Source organism: Oryzomonas sagensis (assembly GCF_008802355.1).
GTDB classification, from domain to species: Bacteria; Desulfobacterota; Desulfuromonadia; order Geobacterales; family Pseudopelobacteraceae; genus Oryzomonas; species Oryzomonas sagensis.
Genome location: NZ_VZRA01000008.1, coordinates 1 through 19,737, shown reverse-complemented (window position 1 = coordinate 19,737; position 19,737 = coordinate 1). Strand labels below are relative to the sequence as shown.

The window sequence follows — 19,737 nt, the reverse complement described above, 5'->3', positions numbered from 1 at the left end:
CTGTTGCATATGCCTCCCCCGTGCCTCGGCACGGCAACCATGCTGAAACGACTTCGTTACTGTTTGTAATTCTATCACAAGTTTCCGGACAAGCAATCGCCTGAGGTCACGACCGGCGTAACTCAAATTACATGTAACCGTGGGCCGTTGTGGAAAGAACAACACGAGGACCCCGGCCAACACCGTGCCATGATTCTCTTTAGATGGGACATCGGGCCGTATCTGTGGTAGTCTTGCCCCTCATCCCATTTTCACCACGGAGCACCCATGCGCATATGGATCGACGCCGACGCCTGTCCGCGGGTCATCAAGGAGATCGTCTTCCGGGCCTCGGAACGTCTGGAGATTCCGGTCTGCCTGGTGGCCAACACCAGCTTGGCGAAGCATCATTCCCGCCTGATCGATTCGGTGGTGGTGAGCGAGGGCTTTGACGTTGCCGACGACTACATTGCCGAACAAGCCACCCCGGAAGACGTGGTCATAACCGCCGATATCCCGCTGGCGGCACGGATCGTAGCCAAGGGTGCGGTGGGGCTCGACCCGCGGGGCGAGTTCTACACCGAGGAAAATGTAGGCGAGCGCCTCTCCATGCGCGACCTGATGATGGAACTGCGCGATGCGGGCGTGGTGCAGGGAGGGCCGGGCCAGTTCGGTGCGACCGACCGCCAGCGCTTTGCCTCCTCCCTGGACAGCCTGCTGACCCGAATGACCAAGGGGAGGAAACGCTGAATTAACGATTGCTGTTGAGGCGGCAATGATGATATAAATATTAATTGACCTGAGCCACAGGGATCGCCCCTGTGGTTTTTTATTTGTTCGAAAGGAACCGATACACATGATTACCGCTTCAAATGTTGCACTTTCCTACGGCAAACGCATCCTCTTCAAGGACGTGAACATCAAATTTACGCCAGGCAACTGCTATGGCCTGATCGGGGCCAACGGCGCCGGCAAGTCCACCTTCCTCAAGATCCTTTCAGGGGAGATTACTCCTGACAAGGGGGAAATCGCCCTCGGTCCCCGGGAGCGCCTGGCGGTGCTGCGTCAGGACCAGTTTGCCTTTGACGAGGAGACGGTCTTCAACACGGTTATCAGAGGGCATGAAGAGCTGTACAAGATCATGGTCGCGCGGGAGGCGATCTACTCCAAGGCCGACTTCAGCGAGGAGGACGGCGTCCGTTCGGCGGAGCTGGAGGCCGATTTTGCCGAGATGAACGGTTACGAGGCCGAGTCGGAGGCAGCGGTGCTGCTGAACGGCCTGGGCATCCCCGAGGAACTCCGCACGAAAAAGATGAAGGAGTTGGAGGGGGGCGACAAGGTGCGCGTGCTGCTGGCCCAGGCCCTGTTCGGCAATCCGGACGTGCTGCTTCTGGACGAGCCGACCAACAACCTGGACTTAAAGTCCATCTCCTGGCTGGAGGATTTTCTCTTCCGCTTCACCAACACGGTGATCGTGGTCTCCCATGATCGCCACTTCCTCAACCAAGTCTGCACCCATACCGCCGACATCGACTTCAGCCGCATCCAGGTCTACGTGGGCAACTACGACTTCTGGTACCACGCCAGCCAGTTGAACCTGAAGCAGCGCCAGAACGAGAACCGCAAGGTGTCGGAGAAGGCCGAGGAGCTGAAGGCATTTATCCAGCGCTTCTCATCCAACGCCTCCAAGGCCAAGCAGGCCACCTCGCGCAAGAAGCTCCTGGACAAGCTCACCCTGGAGGAGATGCCGGTGTCGTCGCGCAAGTACCCCCACGTCATGTTCAAGGCGGAACGTCCCTGCGGTGACATCATCCTGGAGATATCAGGCCTCACCAAGGAGATCGACGGGGTGAAGGTGTTGGACAACCTGGACCTGATCATCCGCAAGAACGACAAGGTCGCCTTTGTCGGGGGCAACGGTCTGGCCCGTACCACCCTGTTCCAGATCCTGGCCGGCGAACTGGAGCCGGACAGCGGCTCGTTCCGCTGGGGCGTGACCATTACCAGCACCTATTTCCCCAAGGAGAACAGCAGCTATTTCGAGAAGGACCTGAGCCTGATCGACTGGCTGGGGCAGTATTCGCCCCCCACCGAGGGCGAAACCTTTGCCCGGGGGTTTCTGGGGAGGATGCTCTTCTCCGGCGATGAGGCGATGAAGAAGACCTCGGTCCTCTCCGGCGGCGAGCGGGTACGCTGCATGTTGTCCCGCATGATGCTCTCCGGCGCCAACGTGCTGATTCTGGACGAGCCGACCAACCACCTGGATCTGGAGTCGATCACCGCCCTGAACGACGGGCTCATCGCCTACCCGGAGGTGGTGCTGTTCGCTTCCCACGACCACGAGTTCGTCGCCACCATTGCCAACCGGATCATCGAAATCACCCCCGGCGGCGTGATCGACCGCGTCATGGGCTTCGACGAATATCTGGAGAACGAGGACGTGATCCGGGAGCGGGACGAGTTGTACCAGGGCCATGCGGAACTGAGCCTGTAGGGAGTCCCGACAACCGCTCATACCTCCCGGTCCCCCGCCCCGTTGCCATCCGCAGCGGGGCGTTTTCGTGCCTGCACAAAATACATTTGCATCCCAAACAGATCATGGCAATATACTTAAGTACGATCAAACGATGACCGCCATTACGGCGGCGCAACGATCGGGCGGGAGATATCATTCACACGAACGGGGAGACCATGCTAGACAACGACGACCAGGAACAACCAAACGAAGATGAGTCTGAAGGCGAAAGCTTTGCCGAGATGTTCGAGCAGAGTGCGAAACAGCATACCCGGTGGCTGGAGCCGGGGCAAAAAGTCACGGCGCGGGTATTGAAAGTCGGCACGGAATGGATCTTCATCGATACCGGCCAAAAGGGCGAAGGTGTCGTCGATGTGAAAGAGCTCATGGACCTGGATGGTCATGTGACCGCAAAAATCGGCGACAGCATCGCCGCCTATTTCCTCTCGTCGAGCCACGGCGAGATGCGCTTCACCACCAGGATCGGCGGCGGCGCATCGGGCAATGCCCAATTGGAAGAGGCATTCCAGAGCGGCGTTCCGGTGGAAGGGATGGTGGAGAAGGAGATCAAGGGAGGGTACGAGATCAAGCTGGCCGGTACGACCCGCGCTTTCTGCCCATTTTCCCAGATGTCGCTGCGCCGCACCGACAACCCGGCCGCGTTTATCGGCACCCGCCTGCCGTTCCGCATCACCGCCTACGACGAAAAGGGACGCAACATCGTGGTCTCCCGCCGCGCCCTGCTGGAAGAGGAACAGCGTCGTCTCAGGGAAGAGGTCCAGGCCGGCATCAGCGAAGGTATGACAGTCAGCGGCACGGTCACTTCCCTGCAAGACTATGGCGCCTTTGTGGATATCGGCGGCCTGGAAGGGCTGCTCCCCATCTCCGAGATCGGCTGGAGCAGGGTCAAGGAGGTGAGCGAGGTTCTGAGCGTCGGCCAGCAGATAAAGGTGGTAATCAAAACCATAGACCGGGAGAAGGAGCGTGTCTCCCTGAGTCTCAAGGACACCCTGGCCAACCCGTGGGACCTGGCGGCACAGACCTATCCCGAGGGTTCCTTCCATACCGGCGTTGTTTCGCGCCTCGCCCCTTTCGGCGCCTTCATCACCCTGGCCGACGGGATCGACGGGCTGATCCACATCTCAAAGCTGGGAGGAGGCAAGCGTATCAACCACCCGCGCGAGGTGCTCAAGGAGGGGGAAACCATCGAGGTCAAGGTCGAGAGTGTGGATCGTACCGAGCGACGCATCTCCCTGAGCCTGGCCGGTGCGGCCCGGGCCGCCGAAGAGGAGGAGGCCACCCTGTCCGAGTTCCGCCGCCGGGCGGACGAGGCACCCAAGGGGATGGGGACATTTGGCGACCTGCTGCTTGCCAAGGCCAAAAAGAGCAAAAAGTAGCGTCAGAGGTTGCGCCGACCATAACCGTTACGAGCGACGGGGCGAGGAACGACGACCGAGACGTTTCCTTGCCCCGTTCTTTTGTGGGGCAAGAACCCCTTCCGCACGGCGTCTCACCCGGTTTCAGAGCGACGACAGGGCAGTGCAAAAACATGTTGACAGGGTGATGCGATTCGTATAGTTTAATATTAAACAATATGACATTAAGTAATTATTCGAGAAGAGCCCATGAAACCGACCGACACCACAACCTATCGCGCTTTAAACACCTACACCAAACTGATGCGCGCGGCGGAATCGGTGACCAGCCGCGTGGGACGCAACATGGCGGCTGCCGACCTGACCATCAGCCAGTTTGGGGTGTTGGAGGCGCTGCTGCATAAGGGTCCATTGTGCCAACGGGACATCGCGGCCAAGATCCTCAAGAGCACCGGCAACATCACCCTGGTCATCGACAACCTGGAAAAGAGAGGTTTGGTACGGCGCGAACGGATCAACGAAGATCGGCGTTACCTGACCATCCAGCTCACCGATCAGGGGCTGGAGTTGATCCACGAGGTCTTTGCCCGGGTTGAGGCGGCAATTGTTGCGGAAATGAAGGTACTTACCAACGACGAGCAGGGAGCCCTGGGTACCCTGTGCAAAAAACTCGGTTTACGGGAAGGGAGGGGATAAAGCAGATAACGAAAAAATTTATTCAGATAGTTTGATATTCAATCACACTACTTTAAACCACTTGCATTGAAAGGAGAATCACCATGAAACGCATCATCACAGCCATCAGCATGATCATCGCCCTCGCCCTGCCCGGCTTGGCGGCAGCATCCAGTTGGACGATCGATCAGGATCATTCCAATGTCGGCTTCAAGGTCAAGCACCTGATGGTCAGCAACGTTAAAGGCGAGTTCCGTAACTTCAACGGCACGCTGGAGATTGACGACAGGGACGTGACCAGGTCAAAGGTCTCCGTCAACATCGAGACCCCCTCCATCACCACCGGGGTCACCAAGCGGGACGATCATCTGAAGAGCCCCGACTTCTTCGATGTGGCCAAATACCCGGCCATGACCTTTGTCTCCAAAAAGGTCAAAAAGGCTGGCAACAACAAACTGAAAGTCTACGGCGATCTTACCCTGCACGGCATAACCAGGGAAGTGGTGCTTGACGTGGAAGGCCCCACCAAGGCCTACAAAGACCCCTGGGGCAACACCAAACGCGGTGCAACCGCGACCACCAAGGTCAATCGCAAGGACTTCGGTCTGACCTGGAACAAAGCCATAGAATCGGGCGGCGTGATGGTCGGCGAAGAGGTCACCATCACCCTGGAAGTGGAATTGCTGCAGAAAAAATAGCGTCGGGTCTTGCGACTCGGCACGGTAACACCATCCCCCTGAGGGCCGGAGAACCGGTTCGGCTTCCCGGCCCTCAGGGGGATGGCACGAGGTGAAATACCATGAGACCAATCCTGCCGACACTTTTCATCTCACACGGAGCCCCCACCCTGTTGATCGACCCGGTACCGACCCGCGACTTCCTGCTCACACTGGGTGCCACCATGGAACGGCCGCGGGCGATTGTCTGCATTTCGGCCCACTGGACCACCCGCGTTCCCACGGCGGCCCATACGACGCAGCCGGACCTGATCTACGACTTCGGCGGCTTTCCCGATGAACTTTACCGCATGACCTACCCGGCTCCGGGCGACCCGGCTCTTGCCGAACGCATCGCCCAACTCCTGGAGAATCGCGGCATCGAAGCGAGCCGGGAGGAGACACGAGGCCTCGACCATGGGGCCTGGGTGCCGCTCAAACTGATGTATCCCCACGCGGATATCCCGGTGGTTCAACTGTCGGTGCAACCGCACCTGAGCCCGGCCCACCATGCGGCAATCGGAGCGGCCCTCCGCCCCTTGCGGGAGGAGGGGGTGCTGATCCTGGCCAGCGGCTCGGCGACCCACAACCTCAGGGATTTTTTCGGACGCGCCATCAATGAGCCGCCCCAGGCGTATGCCAAGGAATTTGATGATTGGCTCTGCCAGGCCGTGGAGACCAATGACCGGGATTCGCTCCTGGCCTATCGGGAGCAGGGGCCCCATGCCCAGGCAAACCATCCGACGCCGGAGCACTTCCTGCCGCTGTTTGTCGCCATGGGGGCCGGAGACACGGGCAAAGTGCTGCACCGGGCCTTCACCTACGGGGTTATCTCCATGGGAGCCTTCGCCTGGGAGTAATCATGCTTTAGCCGCATCCGCGTAAGACGTACAAAAAAGGGCGGCCGCTTTTTCGGAAAGCGGCCGCCTTTTTTTGTACCCTTTGCTGCCATCCGCACCCATGCCGGCGTCCCGCACGCGAACCGCCTGCGGGGAACGCTGGCTCCCTTCCCGCTATTTCGTCTTGGCGGGGGAGAGTGTCTTCAGGTAGGAGACGAGTGAAGCCAGGTCAGGAGAACCGGCCGGGAGGGCCTTTCCCTTGAGCGCTTTCACAATGCACTGGTTTACAACCTTTTCAAGTTTTTTAGGGGCAGAGGCAGCGGCCTTTTCCAGCCCACTGCCCCCAGGATGGCAACTGGCGCAACTTTTACCGTTCGTCCCCAGGGCGGCGCTGTTGAACAGCTCCTTGCCCCGCTCGGGGGAGGGTGAAACGGCTGCCATTGCACTACTTACCGACACGGCCAACAGGGTGAGAGTTGCCACGGACATTTTCATGCTGTTGCTCCTTGAATGAAATGAATTCCTCTCAGGAGATGCTACCCGTGAAGTTCTCTTTGTCAAATCGTGTTAGAACAACAAAGGGCAAAAACGCCCCCGCGAATGGGCCGCGGCAGCGGTATACACATTTGCCGCCGGCCCGGGTTTGGAATAGAGTGTATAAAATCTGTATTATCAGCAGAAAAGGAGATGCCCCATGCGCTGCAACCATGCCCTTATTTTACTCGCTGCACTGTTTGCTCTGACCGCAACCGCGGCCTGTACCAAGAATGACGCCAACAGACCGGTGGAAAAGCCCTCCGAACAGACGGCGTCAGCCCCGGCACAAAAACTGACCGGAGAACAACTTTTCAAAGCCAAATGCGCCCAATGCCACAAGATCAAGGATCAGGGCGGCGTGGTCGGCCCCGATCTGACAGCCATCGCCTCCCGGAAAGATGCTGCCGGCCTCCAGGATTTCATCAAGGATCCCAAAAAGCAAAACCCCTCAACCGCCATGCCGTCCTTCGCCGACCTGCCGGCCGACGACCTCAAGGCTATTGTCGACTATCTGGGCAACCTCAAGTAATTTCCATATATTCCCTCTCCGGACACACCAAAGGGTTAGCCGTCAGGCTAACCCTTTGGTGTGTCCGGGCGCATCCATCCATACATCTTCTCACCAGTAACCGGGTTACTCCTCCCCTGAATGAATCCTGCGCCTCACTCTCGGCTGGATCGGGACGCTCTGCGCCGGCGGCGTTCCGGCCGGGGTGACGACCGGCTGTGGCGCAGGGGACGACGGGGCGACAGGGGGGGAGGACACCGGTTGCTTGTCCGGTGGTTGGGCCGGAGGTTGCGCGGGCGCGGCCTGCTGGGGAGGTGCCGGGGATGTGGCCGGTGCTCCGGCCTGGACCGCCTCGATGTGCAGAGGCTTTGCCCGGGCCTTGTAACGCGCGGGAATCTCGTACTCCTTGTTGGTATAGTGGGCCACCCCCCGCCCATCGATCCACTTATAGACATCGGCCTGGGCGCTGGATGCCAGCATCAGCGCCATGACCACCAGCAATCGTTTCATGGTCTACTCCCTCTCTGTTGTCCCTCTCGATGCACCAACATCCAACATCAATGACCGCCCCCGAGGGCGACGAGCACCAAAATCCTCCACCCAAGCAACCCCACCGTGGTAGCGGCACACAGTAGTGCCAGGAGCCTATGCAAGGCGTTCTCCCTATTGCGCTCATCATACCCCAAAAGCAGCCCCAGTACGATCCCGCCGATAATACCGCCGCCATGGGCCCAGTTGTTGATGCCCGGCATGATGAAGCCGAACAGCGCCAAGCCGAACACCCAGCCGCTAACCTCCCGGAAGACCGTGGCCCCGTAGACGCCGCCACGGCTGCGGCCATAGTAGAGCAGCGAACCGATGAGGCTGCAAATGGCCCCCGAGGCGCCGATGGTAAAGGGAACCCCCGCCAAGTAAGAAACAAGGTAGCCGCAGACGCCCCCCAGGGTATAGATGACGAACATGCGGCCAGGCCCGTACTCCTGGGTGACCCAGGGGGCTATCTGGCGCAGCGCCATCAGGTTGAAGATAAGGTGCAGAATGCCGCCATGCAGGTAGTTGGCGGTGATCACCGTCCAGTATCCGCTGTACCCGTCGATAGGCACCGTTCCGGTCGCCCCCAGCAGCATAAGGCTCATCTGGTCCGGGCTGAGCATGCTCAACAGGCCGGCGGCATTTCCGCGCCCCATGCTGAGGATGATGGAGAATGCATAGATGATGATATTGACGGTGACGATGGCCTTGACCAGCCAGACCCCATCGACCCCGCCCTGCACCCAGGCCGTGGGACGCCACCAGGCACTGGAACGTTGCGCCCCGCACCAGGAACAGACGGATTCTTCGCTGCCGATCAGTTGACGGCAGCGGGGACAGAGCATTGCCTTTTGCGTCATTATGGTAACTCCAGAGGTAATTTTAGTGCCTGTTTCTGTTACGCGACGGCTGGTGGTCAGAGCGCCCCCAGCACCTTCAACAGGTGGGGCACCATCTGTTTCTTGCGGGACATGACCCCTTTCAGTTCATACAGGCGGGGTTCCAACTGGGGATACCCCATGACATGGGCCAGTTCGTTTTTCCCCTCCACCAGGAAAAGCGTGCTTTCGGTGTAGATGTCGGTCACCATCAGGCCCGCCATATGCAGCCCTTCCTCTTCCTTGACCTGTTTGAGCACCTGGCGCAGATCGTCCTTGATCTCGTAGAACTCGTCGAAACCGACCACCTCGACCTGACCGACGCCGAAAAGGGTATCGTGGGCCGTGAAGTGTTTGAAGTCGGAGCGTACGGCCTTTTCCAACGATCCATAGGCCTTGAAACCGCTGCACGAGGAAAAGATGTCCCTGCCGAAAGCCACGTGGTCCAGGCCGGCCCGTTCTTCCAGCCAGGCCACCATCTCCCGGTCCCGTTCGGTGGTGGTGGGAGACTTGAGTATGACTGTGTCGGACATGATACCGGCCAAGAGCAGGGCGGCGATCGGTTTTTCCGGCTCCCGTCCCCGTTCCCGGTAGAGGGTCGCAACCACCGTGCAGGTGCTCCCCACCGGGGCCGTCATGAACGTAATCGGTTGATTGCTGGGGGGATTGCCCAGCTTGTGGTGGTCGATCACCTCCAGAATCTCCACCGTCTCCGCCCCCGGCACGGCCTGTCCCAGTTCGTTGTGATCCACCAGGATCAGGGCATAGGGGCAAGAGGCGAGAAGCGACGACTTGGTGGCGACCCCGGCGATGGAACCGTCCTCTTCCACGGCCACCACCGCAGGCTCGCCCGAGTGGAGCAGCTTGAGGCGCAGGTGTTCCAGCGGTTCGCCGACGCCGACCCGCTCAAATCCCGGTTCGATGAAGCAGGCCAGAGGCGTGGAGAGGCGGGCCAGCCAGGCGGCCGTGGCGGTGTCGTGGGGCGTCGAAAGGATTGCGACGCCGGCCTCCCTCCCCTTGGCGACCAGATCGTCCCCGACCGCCAAACCACCGGTCACCACCAAAATCCGCACCCCTTTGTCGATGGCCGCCTGCTGGATGGAGGGGCGATCCCCGGTCATGACCAGCATGGTCGCCGGGTCATAACCGGCAATTCTGGAGAGGAAGGATTTCTCTTCCATGGCGCCGATGAAGAGGTGGAGGTGTTCCAGTTCGTCCGACGCGGCACCGGACAGAAAGGTTGCATCCAGGCTGCCGGCCAGAGCGGAGAGCGAGCTGTCCACCCCCCGTTTGCGGTCGGAGCCCGCCACCAGATATTTTTCCGACAACTTGAGAAGGGAGACAATACCGATGGGAGCATTCGCCCCATCCACCACCGGCAGCACCCTGATGCTATGGCGATGGAACAGCGCCAAGGCCTCCCTGAGCGGCATCTCCGCCCCGGCGGTGACCGGTTGGCGTTTGATGACGTCGCGCACCTTGGGGTGAATATCGGCCAGGTAAACCGGCAGCTCAATGCCGAGGCGGCCAAGGATATACAGGGTTTGGGGATTGGGCGAGCCCGCCATGGCAGCCTTGACGTTGGCATGGCCGAGTTGCTTCTTCAACTCCGCGTAGCCGATGGCCGCCGCTATGGAGTCGGTATCGGGATTTTTGTGCCCGATGACATATATCTGTTTGTTCATGGTTGCTCCTGCACATTTTTGTGGGGCCAGTATAGGGATGGCGGACGACATTGTCAAACAGGCCCCCGCCCCCTGCCATGCGACAGTTCGCAGAATGGCGGATTTACATTGGCGCAAAATCGTGCTACATGTCCATTTTACAATATGTTATGAGCCCCCAAAAGGAGCCATCATGAAAACAGCATTGCGCATAGTGCTCGGACTGATCCTGCTGGCGGCCTCAATCGCCAAACTGAGCAACATGTCGGGCTTCGTAGCGGTACTGCATTCGTATCACATCTTTCCCCAGGGGCTGCACTGGCCGGCGGCGATCATGATCAGCGGGGTCGAACTGGTGGTCGGTTCATGGCTTTTTTGGGGGCGCCATCTGCGGCAGGCGGCCTGGACCTCGTTGGTGCTGCATAGCGTCTATGCCTGTTTTGCCGCCTTCATGCTCCTGCGCAACGTACCGATTCTCAACTGCGGCTGTTTCGGCTCCTACCTTGCCCGCCCCCTTTCCTGGATGACGGTGGGACAGAACCTGGTACTGGTTGCCCTGTCGCTGCTGCTGGCCCGGCTCGCCCGCCCGGTCCCGCCGTTGTACACCCGCTGAGCAGAGCCATCGTACCGGATGAAAGCAGCTTTACCGGTACGATGCACGCCATCCCCTGAACGGCGGCACGAGGTTTCCGGTCGTAACCACCTGCCATTCCAATACAATGGAACGGAGGTTTGCCCTACACGATCACGTTTCAATCATAGCGGCTGCTTCGTTGCAACATACTTAATGGCAGGGAGGACATCATGGGGTCAAGAGCACGTGAAATCATCGGCATGGATGTGGATGAACTCATCGATCTGTTACGACGGGCCTTTTGCGATGAGTGGTTTGCCTATTATCAGTACTGGCTGGGCGCCAAGCTGGTGAAAGGCCCCATGAAGGATGCGGTCGGGGCCGAACTGCTCCAGCATGCCACCGAGGAGTTGCTGCACGCCGATATGGTCGCCCTGCGGATCATCCAACTCGGCGGGACCCCGGTCACCAAGCCGGAAGATTGGTACAAATTGACCAACTGCGGCTACGACGCCCCGGACGATCCGTTTGTCAAGGTCATCATCGACCAGAACATCAAGGGAGAGCAGTGCGCCATCGGCGTCTATAGCCGGCTTCTGGAGGTGACCAAGGACAAGGACCCCATCACCCACAACATGGTGCTGCAGATCCTCCAGCAGGAAATCGAGCATGAGGAAGACCTGCAGGCGCTTCTGGAGGATTTTGAATTGATGATGAGGGCTTTCAAGGGGTGAGAACCGGAAGGTCGGACCACATCTTCATCAAACATCCACCGGGAGTTATGCATGGCCGCTAATGATGCGCGCAAGGAGTTCGATAACGGCCTGATCCTGTTTGAGGCCGGCAGTATCCTGAGGGCATTGGGGCATTTCGAAAAATCCATGGAGGCCCGGCCAACCCCCCTCTGCGCCTCCTATTACGCCTATTGCATGGCAAAGGAGCGGGGCCATGTCACAAAGGGGGTGGCCCTGTGCCGCGAGGCGTTGGCACAGGAGCCGGGCAATCCGGTTCATTATCTGAACCTTGCCCGCATCCACCTGTTGGGGCCAAACAAAGAGGATGCCCTCAAGGTTCTCAGGGAGGGGATCCAGCACGCCCCTGATCCGGAACTTGCTGCGCTGCTTGCCGTGGTCGGCGTGCGGAAACCGCCGGTCATGTCATTTTTGCATCGCAACAATCCCATCAACAAATTCCTCGGCATCCTGCTCACGAGACTTGGCATGCGCTAACGTTCCGTGCGTTTGGCTCGAGATAGAGGAACCCCAGAAAGAGGTACAGCCTCGGGAGGAAGCGATGCCCCTGCATACCATCACGATCTTCCTCGGTTCGTTCCTCCTGTTCCAACTCCAGCCGCTTGTCGGCCGTTCCATCCTTCCCTGGTTCGGCGGCGGGCCTGCCGTCTGGGCGACCTGCATGGTTTTCTTCCAGGTCGGGCTTTTGGCCGGCTACTCCTATGCCCATGGCGTCTCGACCCTGAGCCGGACGCGGCAGGCCTGCCTCCATGGCGTGCTCCTGATCGCGTCCCTCATCCTGTTGCCGGTCGCTCCCGCCGCGGATATCTGGAAACCCGCTTCGGGGAGCCCCCCCGCACCGACGATCCTTGCGCTCCTGGCGGCCACCGTCGGATTGCCGTACCTCACGCTCTGCGCCTCAGCTCCCCTTGTTCAACACTGGTTCCAGCACGATTTTCCGAAGCATTCGCCCTACCGGCTCTACTCCCTCTCCAACGTCGCCTCGCTGTTGGCCCTTGCAAGCTACCCGTTCATCGTCGAGCCCCTGCTCTCCCTCCGGCATCAGGCCATTGTCTGGAGCTGGGGGTTCGGCCTCTACAGCTTGGCCTGTGCCGCCTGCGTCCTGCGGCCGGTTCTCTCCGGCACATTTCGCGGCGCCATAGCCACAAATGGCGGTCAACCTGAACGGAGAGAGGATGCGACCGGGCCGGCGATCTCAGCCGTAGACCTGTTATTCTGGCTGCTGCTCTCGGCATGCGGTTCCGCCCTGCTGCTGGCGACAACGAACCAGCTCTGCCAGGAGGTGGCGGTGATCCCTTTTCTCTGGGTGGCCCCCCTCGCCCTCTACCTGCTCAGCTTCGTTATCTGTTTCCGCAACGACCAGAGTTATAACCGGGTTCTGTGGGGCATCCTTCTGCCCGGCTTTCTGGTCCCCGCCTGCTCGGCCTTCGCTTTGGGCGCCAGGGTGTCATTGCCGCTGCAGGTCGTCGTCTACCTCGCCGCACTGTTCGCCGGCTGCATGGTCTGCCACGGCGAACTGGTGCGCTCCCGCCCCCACCCCACCCGCCTGACGACCTTTTACCTGGCGCTAGCGGCAGGCGGGGCGCTGGGCGGCATGTTCGTCGCGCTGGCCGCGCCGGCCCTTTTCACCAACTTCTGGGAGTATCCGGTCACGTGGTGGGCCATCTGTCTCACCGTTGTTGCCGCTTGGCGCCGAAGCGGCTTCTTCAGCCGCGCCCCGCGCTGGCTATTGCCGCTTGCCGGCTGCGGCATCGCTCTGCTCGTCATGACTACGGCACGCCCGCTGCTGAGTTATACGCCCTATACCGACACGGTCACCCGCAATTTTTACGGGGTCCTGCGGGTGGTAAAGCACCAGGAAAACTCCGGCGAAATGCGGACCTTGATGCATGGTGCCATCACCCACGGCATCCAGTTCGTGGAACCGGGGAGACGCCGCCTCGCCACGTCGTACTATGGCCCCCGGAGCGGCGCCGGGCTTGCCCTGCTCCTCCACCCGCGCCGCGCGCTCCGCCTGCCGTTACGGGTCGGCGTTATCGGTCTCGGGACCGGTTCCATCGCGGTGTACGGACATCCGGACGATCTGTTCCGCTTTTATGAGATCAACCCGGCGGTCATCGCCATTGCCCGGGAACGTTTTTCCTACCTTGCCGATTCCGCCGCCCGGATCGAGACGGCTACCGGCGACGCGCGTTTGCTGCTGGAAGCGGAACTTGCAGCGGGGCGGCCGCAGCAATTCGACATCATGGTGGTGGATGCCTTCAGCAGCGACGCCATCCCGATCCACCTCCTGACCAGGGAATGTTTCGCCGTGTACGGCCGCCATCTGCGCCCTGACGGCATCATCGCCATCAATGTCACCAACCGTTTCCTCGACCTCCCCCCCCTCATCAGAACCGAGGGAGAACGGGAAGGCTTTCGCGTGGCGTCCGTCAGTTCGCCGGCCGATAGCCCAAACGGTATCTTCAAGGCCGACTGGATACTGCTCACCAAGAACGCGGAATTCATGAACGATGCCGCACTGCGGGGCAGGCTCGCGCCGCTACCGCCGGCGGCGGCCCGGCCCTGGACGGACGACTACGCCAGCCTGTGGCCGCTGGTGAAGTTCTAGGGGGTGTCCGTAATGAGTGCGCCGATGGGGCAACTCGCGACACAGGCGCCGCAGCGGGTGCAGCGCTCCGCGGACACGATGCGGGCCGCCTTGCGGTATCCCTGTTGTTCAAGCGTTACCACATGCAGCAGACAGGCGGCCACGCACCGGCCGCAACCGGAGCAGCGACCGACGGCCACGCGGGGTACCGACGGAGAGGAGCCTAAAAGAGGCCCAGGTCGAGCTGTTTCCATGTAAATTCAGGTTTCTGGGTGGTACGGCTGAAGGGGTAGTAACGGGGGCACTTGGCAACGACGGCATTTGCCGCCTGTTTGCACGTGCGGCGACACGAACCGCACAACCGGTTGGGGGAGGCCTGCTTCATTTCCTTGTTCCTGGGGGACATGGTTACCCTCATAGGCCGGGGGAGCGGTTGACGTGCCGCTCCCCCGATTCAGTCATTTTCAGGCTACAAAACGCACCCAGTCGAACGTATCGGCGATCTTGCCGGTCTGGATGCCGGTCAGGGTATCGTACAGCCGTTGGGTCAGGCGCCCCACCCCTTGCCCCACCGAGACGCACTCGTCCTTGTAGCAGAGTTTGCCGACCGGCGTAATCACCGCTGCCGTACCGCTGCCGAAGGCCTCGGTGACCTTGCCGCTCTTGAAGTCGGCCATCAGTTCGTTGACATCGATGGGGCGTTCCTCCACCGTGCATCCCAGGGTCGTGGCCAGCTTGAGCACCGAGTCGCGGGTAACACCGGCAAGGATCGAACCGGCCAAGGGGGCGGTGACGATGTGGTTGCCGTAGACGAAGAACATATTCATGGCCCCGACCTCTTCGATGTAGCGCCGTTCACGGCCGTCCAGCCAGAGCACTTGATCGAATCCCCTTTTCTTGGCATCCTGGCCGGCCTTCATCGAGCTGGCATAATTACCGCCGGTCTTGGCTTCGCCGGTGCCGCCCGGCGTGGCGCGCACATACTTGTCTTCCACCAGGATGCTGACCGGATTGAATCCGGCGGCATAATAGGCGCCCACCGGTGAGGCGATGACATAGAAATAGTAATGATCGGAGGTTTTCACCCCCAATACCGGCTCAACGGCGATCATGGCGGGCCGGATATAGAGGGAGGTTCCGGGGGCGGTGGGAATCCAGTCGCGCTCCAGCGAAACCAGCTTCTCGATGCCGTTCAAAAAGAGATCTTCGGGGACCTCGGGCATGCAGAGACGTTCCGCCGAGGTTTGAAAACGCCGGGCGTTCATCTCGGGGCGAAACAGGGCAACCCTGCCGTCATCCCACTTGTAGGCCTTGAGTCCTTCGAAAATTTCCTGGGCATAGTGAAACACCAGGCAAGCCGGGTCGAGCACGAACGGCTCGTAAGGTTTGACGCGGGCATCGTGCCACCCTTTACCGGCACTCCATTCGGCCAGAAACATCCGATCGGTAAATATCTTGCCAAAGCCGAGATGCGATTCGTCCTTGAATTTTGCCTTCATCTTATCAGCGGACAACGGTAGTACTGAAATATCCATGAAGCGCCTCCGGAAATGATGCCATGACAATGTCATCGTAATAATTTGTCTAGAAACTATATCAATTTCCCATAGCACTTTCAACCCTAGTTTTGATAATGTAAAAAGGACAAAAATAAGGCATATTGTAAACTGCGCGGCATCGGCGGCGCATCCCCCTGGATACGGCTGCGGCATTCGCGCCCTTGGGGCCGTGAGCAGCTATCGATGCTGAGAAGAAATGGAGGGAGGCATTGTCATGAAAAAATTGTTGTTTGTTGCGGCCTGCATTGGGTTCATGCCCCTGCTTGCAGCAGCGCCGTCCTTTGGAGAGGCTGCCAAGGATTATACCGATGCCACTACCGGCATCCGGTTTGCCCGCGTCACCGGCGGCTGTTTCAAGATGGGCGACACCTTTGGCGACGGCGCCAGCAACGAAAAACCGCCTCACGATGTCTGCGTCTCCGACTTCAGCATGGCAAAGCAGGAAACGACCCAGAACCAATGGAAAGTGGTGATGGGGAACAATCCGTCGTTTTTCAAGAGCTGCGGCGACGATTGCCCGGCGGAGAACGTAAGCTGGAATGACGTGCAGGAGTTCATCAGCAAGCTTAACAAACTAAGCGGTAAGGAGTACCGCCTGCCTACCGAGGCAGAATGGGAGTACGCCTGCCGTAGCGGCGGCAAGAGCGAAAAATTCTGCGGCGGCAACGATGCGGAGGCCGTGGCATGGTACTTCAGCACCTCGGGCGACCGCACCCAACGTGTGGCGAGGAAGCGGCCCAACGGTCTGGGCATCTACGACATGAGCGGCAATGTCTGGGAATGGGTCAGCGATTGGTATGACGAAAAATTTTCCAGCATCAAGGACAATCCCCAGGGGCCTTCAACCGGCTCGAACCGCGTCATCCGTGGCGGCGGCTGGTTCATGCTCCCCAAGAGTGTCAGGGCTTCGGTGCGCAGTTCTCTGGCGCCGGAGGTGCATACCTATGACGTGGGATTCCGTCTGGTCATTACAGCCCCCTGACCCACCGGGTCAGGGAACGGCAGAGGCGCCGAAAGCGGCTTGTCACTCATCTTTTCTGTAACCGAAGCGCTCCCGGCAGTGGATGCAATTCTTATGGTCGGCACATGGTTTCAAGAGGGAGATGAGAATCAGGTAGAGCAACATGATTTCCTGGACCACGAGACTGATATGGTTCAGGTAATAGGTGCGATAGTAGCCGGGTATGGTAAAGACCATGAACTGGTTGATCTTACAGATGATCTCCAACTCCCGCAACCACGGGGCAAGCCATATCAGGCCGAATGCCACGGCAATCAGGCTGCCCAGCCATTTTTTGATCACCCACCGGCAGGCAAATAATTGCAGTTTTTTGCAGAAGCAGAGAAATACTCCGCTCAATATACTGATGATCACCGACGGACCGATCAGATAGTTGTCCAGATAGTGGATTCCCAGGTTGAAGGCGTTCAACTCCGCGGTGCTGCCGGATTCATGGTTGAGATAGAGCAGAACCCCGATACAGACGACGGTCCCAAACCAGATGCAGGATGAAATGATATGCGTGAACTTGAGTACGATGCTGACGGTACTGTATTCCTCAAGTACCTGCATGATGTAGCACCTCCCCGCCCGATACGCCTCTTCTCACTCTAAATACTATAATCCGATGCAGACAAATTGCACATAATGTATACGGAACATTCCCGGCGTGGCAGTGCAAAATCGTTCCACCAGACGTCTCATCTCGATGCCGCGGAAAATGATAACGCCACACCAGCTAAAACAAGAAAAACCCCGCCTCTTTCGAGGCGGGGTCGGATTACATCATGGACTAAAATCCAATTTTAGTAAAAACCATTAACATTATCTACGCTTGGCACCCGACGTTTACCGCCCGACTGCAGTGCCGACTTCACCGAGCTAATACTTACCGGGTAAGCAACACCGTTGACGGTGACCGAAGGATTAGGGTGGGCTGTCGAATAGGCGGTAAAACTGATGCCGACATTTGGATTCAAGGTGCCGGTCTGCAGGTACTGGACTATATCGAACATAACCGTGCGCACATAACCGCGGTTATGGACATGCAGGCCAGCGTCCGAGGCGAACAGGTAGTAGTTGTACGCCGCTCCCATGTTGAATTTGGCCGATGGCGTCCCTGAAACAGGACCGACTCTATTCCATGACTTGATCTGCGTACCGCTGCCGAAGCCGGTGCTTGCAGGGGTAACCGGCAATGTTCCGCTAACGGTGACATCCCTCGAGAAGGTGCGATTGTTGACGTCTGCGAAGATATTGTTCTGCTGCAGGGTGAAGTTGACAAAATCCATGTAGGTAGCGAACTTCGCCTTTTCATTATCAGCATGTACGCTCAGGTTCCCATCACCACCATGGCAGCCGTAACAACCGACATTGGTCAACGTCGTCGATTTGGCTGTTACGAAAGGATCCAGGGTATGAGAACTTCTATTGGGGAAAGCGCCCACTGCACTTGCATTGCCATAATGGCAGGCAACGCAAGGACCGTTCGAACCAGAATCCGTCGCAGTACCCACTGCGCCCTCGGTTGCAATAAAATTGCTACCCGTTGCCGGATTAGTTACCCCCAGCCGGCCATGATTCCAGTTACCAAAGGATTTGCCCCTGTTGTAACCGGTATTGTACTTAACGTGAGAAGTATAGAAATGGAAGGCAAAGCCGTAAAAGACCTGGGCGGCCGGAGCATGGTGCGAGGTCTGGCCCGCTGCGGAGTAGCTGCTCAGCGCCGCGACCGAAGCGCCGGATGTTGTCCCCGTATGGCAGCGCATGCAGAGGTTGGAGGCGTTGTGGTCCGGATATGTCACCGGAACCGTGTAAGGTGCAGTAAAAGCCTTCAATTGGCGGACACTGCCTTTGAAATTGTAGCTGGAGTGACATGATTTGCAGGTCGTGACCGGTTCACGGGTCTTGTCGCCGCTAGCCGCCCAAATTGCGGTGTTTGTGTCTGAGGACGTTACATAGTTGATATAACCGGTTGCCGTATGGCAGCGGACGGCGCAACCAGCAAACACATTTTTGAAATCATAGTGTCGTGCCGCTTCAGCCTGAACGTCGCCATGACCGGACCCTGCCCAGTCGAAGTGTTCCACACCGGGTGCCGGATTGTGCGGCTTATGGCAACTTGTGCAGGCATTCGTGTAGTTTTTGCTTACGTACTCAGCCTGCTTGGTGGTGGTGGGAGAACTGTTGTTCGCCGCGGTATAATTGAAAAAATGGCCGGGGGCAAAGGAAAGAAACGGATCTTTAAATGCATTGCCGGGAATTGGCTGGTTGTGGCAGGCATAGCATATTCCGGCGGAGTCGGGACTCGGAAAGGGCATGGGGCCGACACCGTTATGCTGGGAACCGCCGCCATGGCAATCCTGGCAACCGACCTCTCCGGTTGCAAAATGCTTTGAAGCCAAATACGCCTGAACGATCGACGTACCGTCAACTTTATCAATCCAGGTGCTATGGCACCCGAGACAAAATGCTTCGTCGACCTTGGGCACATCGCTTGGGAGCACGCCCGCTTCTTTGCTGCTGGCGCCGCAGCCGTTCAATAATACGGCACAAGACAACGCGCCCAGCAACATCATGCTTAACTTATTGATCTGCATAGTTTTCCTCCCTCTGGTTGGTAATTACCTAAAAGGTTCCCGACAGGTGGCACTGCAAGCAAACCTTGCCGCCGCTTCTGTCTTTGTAGTTGCCGCCCTTGAAGCCGCGCGGATGGGGGTTCACACCGCCTGTCGTCGCGCTGTGGCATTTCTTGCAGGTGTCGCCGTCGGCATGGCACGTCTGGCATGCCTGCAGGTTGCGCCGCGCTTCGGTGGCATGCTCCATGCCCCATCTGTTCCCGTTCACCGCCTGGCTGTTGTGGGATTTGAAGCCCAGCGATTTCAGGCCGGCCTGGGGAAGTTTGCTGTGGCACGCCGTGCAGTATTTCTGGTCATGGCAGCGATAGCATTGCTGCTGGTTGTCCTGAGCCTTGATCGGGTGAATCTGCAGCCAGCCGCTCCGGTGGCTCTTCGGTTTGTAGTCGCGCCCAGCATTGCTCTGCG

The 19,737-nt window shown here is 59.0% G+C and carries 21 protein-coding genes and 1 pseudogene; 12 read left to right on the top strand and 10 right to left on the bottom strand.

From position 1 onward, the window contains the following. Window positions 1–267 precede the first annotated feature (267 nt). The 6 genes from F6V30_RS16250 (at window position 268) to F6V30_RS16225 (ending at window position 6,121) form a co-directional block, all read left to right on the top strand. A complete protein-coding gene (locus F6V30_RS16250; protein ID WP_151158189.1) occupies window positions 268–729 on the top strand; it encodes a YaiI/YqxD family protein in 462 nt (153 codons plus the stop codon). Window positions 730–835: 106 nt separating this feature from the next. Further along, window positions 836–2,473, top strand: a complete 1,638-nt coding sequence (locus F6V30_RS16245; protein WP_151158187.1) for an ABC-F family ATP-binding cassette domain-containing protein — start codon at window positions 836–838, stop codon at window positions 2,471–2,473. Window positions 2,474–2,670: 197 nt separating this feature from the next. Further along, entirely contained in the window at window positions 2,671–3,891 is a 1,221-nt protein-coding gene (gene rpsA, locus F6V30_RS16240) for a 30S ribosomal protein S1 (RefSeq protein ID WP_151158185.1), read from the top strand. A 228-nt stretch (window positions 3,892–4,119) separates the two neighbouring features. Then, window positions 4,120–4,566, top strand: coding sequence for a MarR family winged helix-turn-helix transcriptional regulator (locus F6V30_RS16235; protein ID WP_246163586.1), 447 nt, complete (start codon window positions 4,120–4,122; stop codon window positions 4,564–4,566). Window positions 4,567–4,649: 83 nt separating this feature from the next. Then, window positions 4,650–5,243, top strand: coding sequence for a YceI family protein (locus F6V30_RS16230; protein WP_151158183.1), 594 nt, complete (start codon window positions 4,650–4,652; stop codon window positions 5,241–5,243). A gap of 101 nt (window positions 5,244–5,344) precedes the next feature. Further along, complete coding sequence (locus tag F6V30_RS16225; RefSeq protein WP_151158181.1) at window positions 5,345–6,121, top strand: DODA-type extradiol aromatic ring-opening family dioxygenase; 777 nt, start codon at window positions 5,345–5,347, stop codon at window positions 6,119–6,121. A 153-nt stretch (window positions 6,122–6,274) separates the two neighbouring features. On the opposite strand, the gene F6V30_RS16220 is transcribed toward F6V30_RS16225, so the two are convergent. Further along, window positions 6,275–6,595, bottom strand: a complete 321-nt coding sequence (locus tag F6V30_RS16220; RefSeq protein ID WP_246163584.1) for a cytochrome C — start codon at window positions 6,593–6,595, stop codon at window positions 6,275–6,277. A 199-nt stretch (window positions 6,596–6,794) separates the two neighbouring features. Between F6V30_RS16220 and F6V30_RS16215 the strand changes: the two genes are divergently transcribed. Further along, on the top strand, window positions 6,795–7,166 hold the full coding sequence (locus tag F6V30_RS16215; protein WP_151158179.1) for a c-type cytochrome: 372 nt from the start codon (window positions 6,795–6,797) through the stop codon (window positions 7,164–7,166). A 105-nt stretch (window positions 7,167–7,271) separates the two neighbouring features. On the opposite strand, the gene F6V30_RS16210 is transcribed toward F6V30_RS16215, so the two are convergent. Genes F6V30_RS16210 through F6V30_RS16200 form a run of 3 tightly spaced genes read right to left on the bottom strand, consistent with a single transcriptional unit; the run spans window position 7,272 to window position 10,239 of the window. Further along, on the bottom strand, window positions 7,272–7,655 hold the full coding sequence (locus tag F6V30_RS16210) for a DUF4124 domain-containing protein (protein WP_151158177.1): 384 nt from the start codon (window positions 7,653–7,655) through the stop codon (window positions 7,272–7,274). Window positions 7,656–7,702: 47 nt separating this feature from the next. Continuing rightward, window positions 7,703–8,536, bottom strand: a complete 834-nt coding sequence (locus F6V30_RS16205; protein WP_151158175.1) for a rhomboid family intramembrane serine protease — start codon at window positions 8,534–8,536, stop codon at window positions 7,703–7,705. 56 nt (window positions 8,537–8,592) lie between these two features. Then, on the bottom strand, window positions 8,593–10,239 hold the full coding sequence (locus tag F6V30_RS16200) for a putative manganese-dependent inorganic diphosphatase (RefSeq protein ID WP_151158173.1): 1,647 nt from the start codon (window positions 10,237–10,239) through the stop codon (window positions 8,593–8,595). A 172-nt stretch (window positions 10,240–10,411) separates the two neighbouring features. Here F6V30_RS16200 and F6V30_RS17215 point away from each other — a divergent pair, with 172 nt between their 5' ends. From F6V30_RS17215 to F6V30_RS16180, 4 genes are all read left to right on the top strand, one after another. Next, a complete protein-coding gene (locus F6V30_RS17215; RefSeq protein ID WP_191965749.1) occupies window positions 10,412–10,831 on the top strand; it encodes a MauE/DoxX family redox-associated membrane protein in 420 nt (139 codons plus the stop codon). A 191-nt stretch (window positions 10,832–11,022) separates the two neighbouring features. After that, window positions 11,023–11,526 carry a ferritin-like domain-containing protein gene (locus F6V30_RS16190; RefSeq protein WP_151158169.1) on the top strand — a complete coding sequence of 168 codons (504 nt, stop codon included), beginning with the start codon at window positions 11,023–11,025 and terminating at the stop codon, window positions 11,524–11,526. A 51-nt stretch (window positions 11,527–11,577) separates the two neighbouring features. Beyond that, window positions 11,578–12,021, top strand: coding sequence for a tetratricopeptide repeat protein (locus F6V30_RS16185; protein ID WP_151158167.1), 444 nt, complete (start codon window positions 11,578–11,580; stop codon window positions 12,019–12,021). Between the two features lie 64 nt (window positions 12,022–12,085). Further along, window positions 12,086–14,155, top strand: a complete 2,070-nt coding sequence (locus tag F6V30_RS16180) for a spermidine synthase (protein WP_151158165.1) — start codon at window positions 12,086–12,088, stop codon at window positions 14,153–14,155. Here F6V30_RS16180 and F6V30_RS16175 read toward each other — a convergent pair. The 3 genes from F6V30_RS16175 to F6V30_RS16165 all read right to left on the bottom strand — a co-directional run bounded on the left by F6V30_RS16175 (window position 14,152) and on the right by F6V30_RS16165 (window position 15,669). Further along, window positions 14,152–14,334 (bottom strand): 4Fe-4S dicluster domain-containing protein, encoded by a 183-nt coding sequence (locus tag F6V30_RS16175; RefSeq protein ID WP_246163583.1) that lies wholly within the window; start codon window positions 14,332–14,334, stop codon window positions 14,152–14,154. The two genes, F6V30_RS16180 and F6V30_RS16175, sit on opposite strands and share 4 nt — an antisense overlap. Window positions 14,335–14,357: 23 nt before the next feature. Further along, window positions 14,358–14,519 (bottom strand): hypothetical protein, encoded by a 162-nt coding sequence (locus F6V30_RS16170; RefSeq protein ID WP_191965748.1) that lies wholly within the window; start codon window positions 14,517–14,519, stop codon window positions 14,358–14,360. Between the two features lie 79 nt (window positions 14,520–14,598). Continuing rightward, window positions 14,599–15,669 carry a branched-chain amino acid aminotransferase gene (locus F6V30_RS16165; protein ID WP_151158161.1) on the bottom strand — a complete coding sequence of 357 codons (1,071 nt, stop codon included), beginning with the start codon at window positions 15,667–15,669 and terminating at the stop codon, window positions 14,599–14,601. A gap of 238 nt (window positions 15,670–15,907) precedes the next feature. On the opposite strand from F6V30_RS16165, the gene F6V30_RS16160 reads away from it, so the two are divergent. Further along, on the top strand, window positions 15,908–16,675 hold the full coding sequence (locus tag F6V30_RS16160) for a formylglycine-generating enzyme family protein (protein ID WP_191965747.1): 768 nt from the start codon (window positions 15,908–15,910) through the stop codon (window positions 16,673–16,675). Window positions 16,676–16,717: 42 nt separating this feature from the next. On the opposite strand, the gene F6V30_RS16155 is transcribed toward F6V30_RS16160, so the two are convergent. The 3 genes and pseudogenes from F6V30_RS16155 to F6V30_RS16145 all read right to left on the bottom strand — a co-directional run. After that, on the bottom strand, window positions 16,718–17,266 hold the full coding sequence (locus tag F6V30_RS16155; RefSeq protein ID WP_151158157.1) for a DUF2269 family protein: 549 nt from the start codon (window positions 17,264–17,266) through the stop codon (window positions 16,718–16,720). A 233-nt stretch (window positions 17,267–17,499) separates the two neighbouring features. Continuing rightward, window positions 17,500–19,293, bottom strand: a complete 1,794-nt coding sequence (locus tag F6V30_RS16150; protein WP_151158155.1) for a multiheme c-type cytochrome — start codon at window positions 19,291–19,293, stop codon at window positions 17,500–17,502. 28 nt (window positions 19,294–19,321) lie between these two features. After that, window positions 19,322–19,737 (bottom strand): annotated as a pseudogene (locus F6V30_RS16145) (cytochrome c3 family protein); the annotation flags it as partial.